Origin of the sequence: Gaetbulibacter saemankumensis DSM 17032, from assembly GCF_000425645.1 — a bacterium.
Classification (GTDB): Bacteria; Bacteroidota; Bacteroidia; order Flavobacteriales; family Flavobacteriaceae; genus Gaetbulibacter; species Gaetbulibacter saemankumensis.
The window spans coordinates 1,325,728-1,338,186 of the sequence record NZ_KE384430.1 but is presented as its reverse complement, the minus strand read 5'-3'; the positions used below and the strand labels follow the sequence as shown (position 1 = coordinate 1,338,186).

Here is a 12,459-nt window from a genome sequence, read left to right as displayed (position 1 = left end):
CGTATAATCTCAGGCTTTTTTGATTAATTACGAATTAGTCATCGAGAATTATAATGTTGCTTTTATAGCGGCCTGCGCTGAAACTAATCGGGCAATTGGCACACGGTATGGCGAACAACTTACGTAATCCATACCGGTATGGTAACAGAATTCTACAGAACTAGGTTCTCCACCATGTTCACCACAGATACCAACTTTTAAGTTTGGTTTTGTACTTCTACCTCTTTCAGTTCCAATTTTAACTAATTGTCCAACGCCTTCCTGATCGAGTACTTCAAACGGATCAACTTTTAAAATACCTTTTTCGATGTATATTGGCAAGAACTTACCGGCATCATCACGGGAATATCCAAAAGTCATTTGAGTTAAATCATTAGTTCCGAAAGAAAAGAAGTCTGCTTTTTCAGCAATTAAATCGGCCATTAAAGCGGCACGAGGAATTTCAATCATAGTTCCAACCAAATACTCAATTTTATCATTTCTTTCTTCAAAAATAGTATCAGCTGTATTTCTAATTATAGATTCCTGTTCTTCAAATTCTTTAACAGTTCCAACTAATGGCACCATTATCTCAGGCTTACAAATAATACCACGCTCTTTTAAATTAAGCGCTGCTTCAATAATGGCACGTGTTTGCATCTCAGTAATTTCCGGATAGGTATTACCCAAACGACAACCTCTATGCCCTAACATCGGATTAAACTCTTCTAATTCGGCTACTTTATTTTTTACCGCTTGAAGCGAGATATGCATTTCTTCGGCCAATTCTTTTTGAGTTGCTAACTGATGCGGCACAAACTCGTGTAATGGGGGGTCTAACAATCGAATGGTTACCGCCAAACCTTCCATAGCTTCAAAAATACCTTCAAAATCTTCACGCTGCATAGGCAATAATTCTTCTAAAGCTTGCTTACGTCCTTTTACGGTATCAGCCAAAATCATTTCACGCATAGCCTTGATACGGTCCACTTCAAAAAACATATGTTCAGTTCTAGTAAGACCTATACCCTGAGCTCCAAACCCTCGAGCCACTTTAGCATCATTAGGTGTATCGGCATTGGTACGTACTTTCATAACCCCATACTTATCTGCGAGCTCCATAAGTTCGGCAAATTCGCCACTTAATTCTGGTTCTTTGGTTGCTACTTTACCTTCAATAATATTACCAGTAGAACCATTTAATGAAATCCAATCACCTTCGTGATACTCATGATCTCCAACTGTAAGGGTTCTGGTTTTGTAATTTATTTTTAAAGCACCTGCTCCAGAAATACAGCATTTACCCATACCACGTGCTACCACGGCGGCATGTGAAGTCATGCCTCCTCTTGCAGTTAAAATACCTTTGGCAATATTCATACCCTCTAAATCTTCTGGCGAGGTTTCTATTCGAACTAAAATGCTACTTTTAAATTTGCTCGCTTCATCTGCGAAAAAGACTATTTTACCAGTTGCTGCTCCTGGTGAAGCTGGCAACCCCTGAGCTATAATATTAGCTCGTTTTAGAGCTTTAGGATCGAATACCGGGTGTAATAATTCATCCAACTTATTTGGTTCCACTAATAACAAAGCCTCTTTTTCATCAATCATACCCTCTTTAAGTAAATCCATCGCAATTTTTACCATGGCCGCTCCGGTTCGCTTACCATTTCTGGTTTGTAGAATCCACAATTTTCCTTCCTGTATAGTGAACTCCATATCCTGCATATCACGATAATGTTTTTCTAAAATATCCTGATACTCATTTAACTCCTTAAAAATGCCAGGCATCAATTCTTCCAGAGAAGGATAATTTTCCGCACGATCTTCTTCTTCTATTTTAGCTAATTCTGCCCAACGCTGAGAACCTAATTTCGTAATTTGTTGTGGCGTACGAACACCCGCAACCACATCTTCTCCTTGTGCATTGATTAAATACTCACCATTAAAGACATTTTCTCCGGTACCGGCATCACGTGTAAAACAAACACCTGTTCCAGAATGATCACCCATATTTCCGTAAACCATGGCCTGAACATTTACAGCAGTACCCCAGTCAGCAGGATATCCGTGCATATTTCTATAATATACTGCACGATCGCCATTCCAACTATTAAACACAGCAATAACAGCTCCCCACAATTGATCCCAAGGATTTGTTGGAAAATCATGTCCTGTGCGCTTTTTAACCGCGTCTTTGAAGTCGTAAACCAAATCCTGTAAATCCTGAATAGAAAATTCAGTATCTAATACTATACCGCGTTTTTCTTTTAGATGCTCCATGATTTCTTCGAATGGATCGATATCTTCTTTCGATTCAGGTTTCATACCTAAAACAACACCTCCGTACATTTGGATAAATCGACGGTAAGAATCCCAGGCAAATTTTTCGTTATTTGTTTTCTTAGCCAATCCAAGAACTACTTCATCATTCATTCCTAAATTTAAAACCGTATCCATCATCCCTGGCATGGAAACACGGGCTCCAGATCTTACTGAAATAAGCAACGGATTATCTTTATCTCCGAACTCACTTCCCATAGCCGATTCTATATTAGCAATAGCTTCTTCGACTTCATCTTTTATCATTTCGAAAACCGCTTCCTTTCCTAACAAGTTATATTCTGTGCAAACCTCTGTTGTAATGGTGAATCCAGGTGGCACCGGAATCCCTATAGCACTCATTTCAGCTAAATTAGCTCCTTTACCTCCCAGTAAATTTCGCATTGAACTATTACCATCGGCAGATTTGTTTCCAAACTTAAAAACCCGCGCTTTTACGTTTTCAAGTAACTCCATAATATAATAATTTTCTAATTTTTACTATATAAATGTAAGTCCAATAAATAAGGTTTTTTATGACATAAATCATATACCTAACTGTAATAAAAAAAACCTGAGAAAATTTTAGTTTCACAGGTTTCTTTTAAAATAATTAAACTAATTTGTTTAAGTATCACTAAGCATATTTCAAATCCTTATACATCTTTTTATAAGCTTTATTTACTGTACGTTTCATTAACAATGATACAATAAATGCTATAACGAATAAACCAGCAAAAACTTCTAAGGTTACATCCAAGGATCCTGTGGTATTTTTAACCACATCATAAACAGTTGGACCTACAACACCAGCAAGTCCCCAGGCTGCCAACACCATACCATGTATAGCGCCTAATTGCTTTGTCCCGAAAAGATCTCCTAAAAAAGCTGGTAAAGTTGCAAAACCACCCCCATACATAGTAATTACAGTAAACAATACTACTAAAAATGTGATCTCCATTGATAATTTAGGTAAAAAATAAAAAGCTAAAATCTGAAAAGCAAAAAATAAAACAAAAGTGTTTGCTCTACCTAAATAGTCTGAAAGACTTGACCAAAAAAGCCTACCTAATCCATTAAAAACTCCAATCAAACCTACTACAGCTGCCGCTTCCATAGGCGTGTAATTTAATTTTTCCTGCATCATCGGGCTTGCTGCCGATATAATAGCAATACCACCTGAAATATTTATAAACATCATAATCCAGATGTAATAAAATCTTGTTGTTTTTAAAGACGCATTAGCATCAATATTTGCCATATCGGCCTTTATTACTTTCCCTTCTCCAGGTTTAAAACCTGCTGGCAAGTAGCCTTCCGGAGGTCTTTCTATATAACTTGCTGAAGACAAAATAAGAAGCATATAAATAACACCTAAAATGTAAAACGCATTAGCAACCCCTACCGCATCGAACAAACTTTGCATTACAGGACCAAATATTAAAGCAGCGAATCCAAAGCCCATAATAGCCATACCCGTAGCTAAACCACGTCTGTCGGGAAACCACTTCACCAAGGTACTAACAGGTGTAATATACCCTAAACCCAAGCCTATACCTCCAATGACACCATAACAAAGATAAAACAAGGTTAACGATTCCAACTGAACGGCTAAACCAGAACCTAAAATTCCGACACCATAAAACAGACCTGCGGTTGTACCACTAACTCTTGGACCAACTTTCTCTACCCAACGACCTAAAAATGCTGCCGATAAACCTAGCAGTAAAATAGCTATTTTAAATGCCCATTTTATCACACTACCATCAACATCAAAAACATCTTTAACAGGATTCGTCATCACTGAATAAGCGTAAACGGATCCAATAGAAATATGAATACCTACTGCTGAAGCAGCTATTAACCAACGATTTTTTAATTTTTGTGTCTTCATGACTTAATTGTATATAAGCGCTGTATTATCAGCTCATTTTTTAATTTACCTTAACCTCTTTAAAATACTCTTTTAGAATACTAACCGCCTGTTGAATTTCCTCCTTAGTGTTTTCTCTAGCATCCTTTAGTTCATAATCCCATCCTAAAGCTTCCCACTTATGAATACCTAATTTATGATATGGCTGAAGCTCAATTTTTTCAATGGTTTTATAATCCTTAAAATAATTACCCATTTCATGTAAAAGTTCCGGTCTATTTGTAATTTCCGGAATAAGTACATAACGCAACCACATGGTTTTACCTGAAGCTTCACGGTGCTTAGCAAATTCGAAGGTTGTTTCTTTATTTCTTTGCCCCGTTAATGCTTGATACCCTTCTTCTGTCATGTGCTTGATATCCAACATCACTAAATCGGCATAATTATCTAATAAATCGATAGCAAAATGATTCAATAAACGTCCATTCGTATCTAAATTGGTATGAATACCTTCCTCTTTCAATCGCTTAAAGAAAGGAATTAAGGCTTTTGATTGTAATAAGGGTTCACCTCCTGAAACAGTCACGCCACCTTTTCTTCCAAAATAAGGTTTCAAATTAATGGCCATTTGCACTAACTCTTCAACCTCATATTCTTTTCCTCCTGTCGTGTTAATAGTATCCGGATTATGACAATACAGACATTTCAACTTACATCCCTGTAAAAACATCACAAAACGAATGCCTGGCCCGTCATGCGTTCCGAAGGATTCTAATGAGTGAACTCTTAATATGTTATCTTCAGTTTTAATTGGCTTTAATTTTAAAAGAAACATCCAAGAAAGCGTTCTAAAACTACTTTCTTAGATGTTTCAAATGATAAAAAAACTACATTGATTCGTGGAAAGAACGTGTAATGACTTCTAGTTGCTGTTCTCTTGTTAATCTAACAAAATTAACGGCATAACCTGAAACACGAATTGTTAATTGTGGATATTCTTCAGGGTGCTCCATAGCATCCATTAACATTTCTTTATCGAGAACATTTACATTTAAATGCTGCGCACCTTTAATAAAATATCCGTCGATGATACTCGTTAAGTTTTCAATCTTATCTTCATCTGATGCTCCTAAAGATTTTGGAACCATTGAGAATGTGTTTGAAACCCCATCTAAAGAATTCTTATAATCAATTTTAGCTACCGAATTTAAAGAGGCTATTGCTCCGTTACAATCGCGCCCATGCATAGGATTTGCTCCAGGTGCAAAAGGAATACCACTTGCTCTACCATCAGGTGTTGCTCCTGTTTTCTTCCCGTAAGACACGTTTGATGTAATGGTTAAAACAGATAACGTTGGTTCTGCATCTTTATAAACTGGTAATTGCTTTAATTCATTATTGAAATCGGCTACAGCATTGGCAGCTAAAGTATCTACACGATCATCGTCATTTCCATATTTAGGGAATTCACCTTCAATTTTAAAATCGACAGTTAATCCTTCTTCATTTCTCACAGGTGTTACTTTGGCATATTTTATAGCTGAAAGTGAATCTGCTACAATCGACAACCCGGCAATACCATAAGCGATATTTATTGATGGATTTGTATCTATTAAAGCCATTTGAGCTTTTTCGTAATAGTACTTATCATGCATGTAATGAATAATATTCATCGAATCGTTATACACACGTGCCACATCCTTCATAGCTATTTTAAAGTTAGCCATTACAGTATCAAAATCAAGCGTATCTCCTTCTAACGGCTCAATACCTTCAACAACTAACGTCCCCGTATTTTCGCAACGTCCACCGTTAATGGCTAATAATAATGTTTTAGCCAGGTTTGTTCTAGCTCCAAAGAACTGAATTGACTTTCCTAAACTTTGGTAAGACACACAACATGCAATTCCATAATCATCAGAACCACGCTCGGCTCGCATTAAATTATCATTTTCAAACTGAATTGAAGAGGTATCTATAGATACTTTAGCACAAAATTCTTTAAAGTTTTGTGGTAAATCTTTAGACCATAGTATCGTCATGTTTGGCTCAGGTGATGGTCCTAAATTATACAAAGTATTTAAGAAACGATAGGAAGTTTTAGTCACTTTGGTTCTTCCATCTTCAAACATACCTCCAATAGCTTCTGTTACCCAGGTAGGGTCTCCTGCAAAAATCTCATCATAAGCACTCATTCTTAGGTGGCGCACCATGCGTAACTTCATTACAAACTGGTCGATATATTCCTGAGCTTCAACTTCAGTAATTAAACCTTCTTGTAAATCTTTTTCAATATAAATATCTAAGAATGTTGACACATTACCTAAAGACATGGCTGCACCATCTTGTTCCTTCACAGCCGCTAGGTATGCCATATAAGTCCATTGTACCGCTTCCTGAGCATTTTGAGCTGGACGACTTAAATCTAAACCATAATTTGCACCCAATTCAAGCATCGCTTTTAATGCCTTGATTTGCTCAGATACTTCCTCTCTTAAACGAATAACCGACTCGGTCATTGGTCCAGTAATATTCTCTAAATCTTCTGTTTTATTTTCTATAAGATAATCAATACCATATAGAGCTAAACGACGGTAATCCCCGATAATTCTTCCACGTGCATAATTATCTGGCAGTCCTGTTAAAAATCCAAGAGAACGGTATTTTCTAATTTCATCATTATAGGCATCAAACACACCATCGTTGTGTGTTTTAACATATTTTGAAAATAATTCGGTTAAATTTTCATTTGGTTGAACACCTTGCTCTGCAAGAGCCTTTTGAACCACTTTAAATCCTCCGAAAGGTTTCATGGCACGCTTTAATAACTCATCAGTTTGTAAACCTACAATAATTTCGTTGTCTTTATCAATATATCCAGCTGCAAAGGAGCTGATCGTTGAAATCGTTTCTGTATCAACCGAACGCACCCCATTTCTTTGACGTTCTTCCTGAGTTGCTTTCTTACAAACTTCCCATAGTTTTAAAGTTCTCTCGCTTGGTCCTACTAAAAAATCGCCATTTCCAAGGTAAGGTGTTATGTTTCTTAAAACAAAACCTCTAACATCAACTGTCTTTTTGGAAACATCTCTATTTAATTCTTGTAATTCCATTTTTTATAATTTAAATGTTGTTTTTTTATCACTAATTATCACTACAAATTTACGCTGAGATAAAACTTAAAAAACTGATATTTATCAGCTATACACAGTATTGGAATAGATTAACCTTTCGAAAACGTTTGAATTTGCTTTTCGTTAATTCATAAAATTTAACCGAATATCATTTTCTATAATTTTTATTTACCTTTTTAAGTTGTTTTTAAGTATTTAATCATGTTTTTAATTTAAAAATTATTAAACTCATAAAAACAACAGCATCATTCTTTATTTAAAAAATTAAACCAAGAATAATATGACACAGATCGTTTCGTACTGTTAAATGATTTATAAATTTTCTTAAAATACTGTTTTAAAGCCTATTCACTCTTTATGAAAATAACATTTAATTACGTACTTTGCATTGTTATCTTTTACCAATAAACTAATGACAGAGGTTACCAGGATTTTTGATTTTCCGCAATATCAACTTGAAAAATATAATTTAAAGAATGCGTTCTCAACAAAACACAATGGTGTTTGGGAATCATTGTCTTCAGAAGAATTTATTGCTCATGCAAACGCTTTAAGTCGAGGGTTACTAAAACTTGGTGTAAAACCTAATGATAAAATAGCCGTTATTTCATCGAATAACCGTACGGCATGGAATGTATTAGATATTGCCGTTTTACAAATTGGAGCACAGAATGTCCCTATTTACCCAACTATTTCGGCTGATGATTTTGAATATATCATAAACCATTCTGAATCTACATACTGTTTTGTTTCAGACCAGGAAGTAGTGGATAAAATTAACACTATAAAAGACAATACTAAACTTAAAGGTGTGTACACTTTTGATGAAATCCCCAATGAAAACTACTGGAAAACACTTCTTGATTTTGATAACGACGCCAAAATTGATGAAGAAATAAAGGCCATTAAAGATTCTATAAAACCCGAAGAATTAGCCACTATAATTTACACTTCAGGAACCACTGGAAAACCTAAAGGGGTGATGTTATCACACAAAAACTTAGTTTCAAATGTATTGGACAGTACCCCACGCGTACCATTGGAACATGGTAATTCCAGAGCTTTAAGCTTCTTACCGGTTTGTCATGTTTTTGAACGCATGATTCTATATTTATATCAGTATTGCGGTATCGAAGTATATTTCGCCGAAAGTATAGACACTATGAGTGATAACTTGAAAGAAGTGAAACCAGAAATTATGACCGCCGTTCCTCGATTATATGAGAAAGTTTACGATAAAATAGTAGCAAAAGGAGCAGAATTAACTGGAATAAAAAAAATACTTTTCTTTTGGGCTATTAATTTAGGACTGAAATTTGAACCCTACGGTAAAAATGGCTTTTGGTACGAATTCCAATTAAAAATTGCCAATAAGGTTATCTTTAACAAATGGCGAGAAGCCTTAGGAGGAAACATGAATACGATGGTGTCTGGAAGTGCCGCACTGCAACCAAGACTAATTCGAGTTTTCTCTGCTGCAAAAATGCCAATATTGGAAGGCTACGGACTTACTGAAACTTCACCTGTAATTTCTGTAAACTGCCCGTTTAATGGAGGTATTAAAATAGGTACAGTAGGCCGCGTTATAGACCACGTAGAGGTGAAAATTGCCGACGATGGTGAAATTTTGGTTAAAGGACCTAATGTCATGATGGGCTACTACAAAGATCCTGAAAAAACAGCTGAAGTAATGACTGGCGATTATTTTCATACAGGTGATATTGGTGAATTGGATAATGATAATTTCCTGACTATTACCGATCGTAAGAAAGAAATGTTTAAAACATCTGGTGGTAAATATGTTGCACCAGCTCTATTAGAAAACAAATTTAAACAATCTCGATTTATAGATCAGGTTATGGTTATTGGCGAAGGCAAAAAAATGCCGGCAGCATTAATTCAAATTAACTTTGAATTTGTAAAAGAATGGGGTAAACGTCATAACATTGAATTTGAAAATATTTCCGATATCATAAATAACACAAAATTGCTTAATCGTATACAAACGGAAATAGATATAGCCAATAGAGACTTTGGAAAATGGGAACAAATTAAAAAGTTTAGAATTACTCCGGATATATGGTCCATAGAAGCGGGTCACCTGACACCTACCTTGAAGATGCGACGCAAAATTATCCTGGAAAAATATAAAGACTTAATAAATTCTATTTACAGCAGTTAACTTCTATATTTATTATCTTTACTTATTATTAGATTACCTCAAAATTACATGTAATTTATTATGCATGCATAATAAATTTTTCATATATTTGGTTCAACTGACCAGATAATATGAAAGATAAAACGATCGATTACGTATTGCGAACCACTTGGCTCGCTGTACAAAAAATGTACAACGAAGAAGCTGCTAAAATAGACAGCACGATGGCAACTGGATTTACGCTTTTAAGCATAGACCCAGAAAAAGGAACTCCTTCAACGGCATTAGGTCCTAAAATGGGCATGGAAGCAACAAGCTTATCCCGAATTTTAAAAACCATGGAACAAAATGGTTTAATAGAAAGACATCCAAATCCAAATGATGGACGGGGAGTTATCATCCGTTTAACCGACTTCGGACAAGAAAAAAGGGTATTCTCGAGAGAGAAAGTTTTAACCTTTAATGACGCTATAAAAAACAATGTCTCCAAAGAAAAACTCGAACACTTTTATGAAGTAGCTGAGGTTATAAACGAGATGATTTCGAACAAACGAATTTACAATCAAAAAGATACGCTATAAAATGAGCAAACGTCGCATAAAGAAAGTTGCAATTATTGGTTCCGGTATTATGGGAAGTGGCATTGCATGTCATTTTGCTAATATTGGTGTTGAAGTTCTTTTACTGGATATTATTCCTAAAGAACTTACCGACTCTGAAAAATCAAAAGGTTTAACACTGGATGATACGGTGGTTAGAAACCGCTTGGTTAATGATGATTTACAAAAAGCCTTGAAATCGAAACCTTCACCTATTTACCATGCATCCTTTTCCAAAAGAATAAGTACAGGAAACCTGGAAGATGATATCTCCAAAGTCGCTGATGCCGATTGGATTATGGAAGTGGTCATAGAGCGATTAGACATCAAAAAAACGGTATTTGAAAAACTAGAAAAGTACCGCACACCAGGAACACTCATTACTTCGAACACTTCTGGTATTCCTATTCAGTACATGAGTGAAGGACGCAGTGAAGACTTTCAGAAACATTTCTGTGGTACACACTTTTTTAATCCACCAAGATATTTAAAACTTTTTGAAATTATCCCAGGTCCAAAAACTTCGCCTGAAGTATTAGATTTTTTAAATGGATATGGCGAACAGTTTCTTGGAAAAACTTCAGTAATAGCAAAAGACACTCCGGCCTTTATTGGAAATCGTATAGGTATTTTTGGAATACAAAGTTTATTTCATCAAGTTAAAGAACTCGATTTAACCGTTGAAGAAGTCGACAAACTTACTGGTCCTGTTATAGGCAGACCAAAATCGGCTACCTTCCGTACGGTCGATGTGGTTGGTTTAGATACCTTAGTGCATGTTGCCAACGGGTTATATGAAAACTGTCCAAACGATGAAGCGCATGAATTATTTAAGCTACCCGATTTCATCGAAACCATGATGAAGAATAATTGGCTCGGTAGCAAAACAGGACAAGGCTTTTATAAAAAAGAAGGCAAAACCATTAAATCTTTAGATTTAAACACTCTAGAGTATCGCGACAAAAAATCAGCAAAATTTGCCACCCTAGAGCTTACCAAAACGGTAGATAAGGTGATAGACCGGTTTAAAATTTTAATCACTGGTAAGGATAAAGCAGGTATATTTTATCGTAAAAATTTTTCAGCGCTTTTTGCCTATGTTTCTAATAGAATTCCTGAAATAACTGATGAATTATATAAAATTGATGATGCCATGAAAGCTGGTTTTGGCTGGGAACACGGGCCATTTCAAATTTGGGACGCCATTGGCGTTAACAAAGGCATAGAATTAATTGAAGCCGAAGGACTGAGCGTTGCCAATTGGGTAAAAGACATGCTTTCTTCTGGTATTGAATCCTTTTATAATGTTAAACAGGGAGCGACTTATGCTTACAATATATCAAATAAATCCTATGATAAAAAACCAGGGCAAGATGCATTCATAATATTAGACAACATTAGAAAGTCGAAAGAAGTCTTTAAAAATTCTGGTGTGGTTATCGAAGATTTAGGAGATGGCATTTTAAATTGTGAGTTTCAATCTAAAATGAACACCATTGGTGGCGATGTTTTAGCCGGATTAAATAAAGCTATTGATCTAGCAGAAAAAGATTTCGAGGGATTAGTAATAGGTAACCAAGGAGCCAATTTCTCAGTTGGCGCGAATATAGGCATGATATTTATGATGGCCGTAGAACAAGAATACGATGAATTAAATGCAGCCATAAAATATTTTCAAGATACCATGATGCGCATGCGCTATTCGGCCATCCCAACCATTTCCGCACCGCATGGTATGACTTTAGGTGGCGGTTGTGAATTATCTATGCATGTAGATAAAGTTGTAGCTGCAGCCGAAACATATATTGGTTTAGTTGAATTCGGTGTTGGAGTGATTCCAGGTGGCGGGGGTTCTAAAGAAATGGCTCTTCGTGCCTCAGATTCTTTTAGAAAAGGAGATGTTGAACTAAATACGCTTCAAGAATACTTTTTAACCATAGGTATGGCAAAAGTATCCACCTCGGCTTACGAAGCTTTTGATCTTGGTGTACTTCAAAAAGGAAAAGATATTGTTGTAGTTAACAAAGACCGACAATTAGCCATTGCTAAAGAACATGCTAAGCTATTAGCTAAACAAGGGTATACAAAACCTGTTAAACGTAAAGATGTAAAAGTACTAGGCAAACAAGCCTTAGGTATGTTCTTGGTTGGTACCGATGCTATGGAAGCTTCCAACTACATTAGTGAACACGACCATAAAATAGCCAACAAATTAGCTTATGTTATGGCTGGAGGTGACCTTTCTGAACCTACTCTAGTAAGTGAGCAGTACTTATTGGATCTGGAACGCGAGGCTTTTTTAAGTTTATGTACAGAAAGAAAGACTTTAGAACGTATTCAACATATGTTAAAAACAGGAAAGCCACTGCGTAATTAATTCAAGATTTGTTG

The 12,459-nt window shown here is 35.8% G+C and carries 7 protein-coding genes; 3 read left to right on the top strand and 4 right to left on the bottom strand.

The features are described 5' to 3' along the window. Positions 1-48: 48 nt before the first annotated feature. From ppdK to pflB, 4 genes are all read right to left on the bottom strand, one after another. The gene (gene ppdK, locus H611_RS0112625; RefSeq protein WP_027138722.1) at positions 49-2,778 is read right to left on the bottom strand and encodes a pyruvate, phosphate dikinase; all 2,730 of its coding nucleotides are present in this window, start codon (positions 2,776-2,778) and stop codon (positions 49-51) included. A 160-nt stretch (positions 2,779-2,938) separates the two neighbouring features. Then, positions 2,939-4,195 carry an L-lactate MFS transporter gene (locus H611_RS0112620; RefSeq protein ID WP_027138721.1) on the bottom strand — a complete coding sequence of 419 codons (1,257 nt, stop codon included), beginning with the start codon at positions 4,193-4,195 and terminating at the stop codon, positions 2,939-2,941. Positions 4,196-4,235: 40 nt separating this feature from the next. Further along, positions 4,236-5,009 carry a pyruvate formate-lyase-activating protein gene (gene pflA / locus H611_RS0112615; RefSeq protein WP_051238804.1) on the bottom strand — a complete coding sequence of 258 codons (774 nt, stop codon included), beginning with the start codon at positions 5,007-5,009 and terminating at the stop codon, positions 4,236-4,238. 52 nt (positions 5,010-5,061) lie between these two features. Continuing rightward, positions 5,062-7,287 (bottom strand): formate C-acetyltransferase, encoded by a 2,226-nt coding sequence (gene pflB / locus H611_RS0112610; protein WP_027138719.1) that lies wholly within the window; start codon positions 7,285-7,287, stop codon positions 5,062-5,064. A gap of 433 nt (positions 7,288-7,720) precedes the next feature. Between pflB and H611_RS0112605 the strand changes: the two genes are divergently transcribed. The 3 genes from H611_RS0112605 to H611_RS0112595 all read left to right on the top strand — a co-directional run bounded on the left by H611_RS0112605 (position 7,721) and on the right by H611_RS0112595 (position 12,445). Beyond that, complete coding sequence (locus tag H611_RS0112605) at positions 7,721-9,490, top strand: AMP-dependent synthetase/ligase (RefSeq protein WP_027138718.1); 1,770 nt, start codon at positions 7,721-7,723, stop codon at positions 9,488-9,490. A 110-nt stretch (positions 9,491-9,600) separates the two neighbouring features. Next, positions 9,601-10,050, top strand: a complete 450-nt coding sequence (locus H611_RS0112600; RefSeq protein WP_027138717.1) for a MarR family winged helix-turn-helix transcriptional regulator — start codon at positions 9,601-9,603, stop codon at positions 10,048-10,050. Position 10,051: 1 nt separating this feature from the next. Then, the gene (locus tag H611_RS0112595; RefSeq protein ID WP_027138716.1) at positions 10,052-12,445 is read left to right on the top strand and encodes a 3-hydroxyacyl-CoA dehydrogenase/enoyl-CoA hydratase family protein; all 2,394 of its coding nucleotides are present in this window, start codon (positions 10,052-10,054) and stop codon (positions 12,443-12,445) included. Positions 12,446-12,459 lie beyond the last annotated feature (14 nt).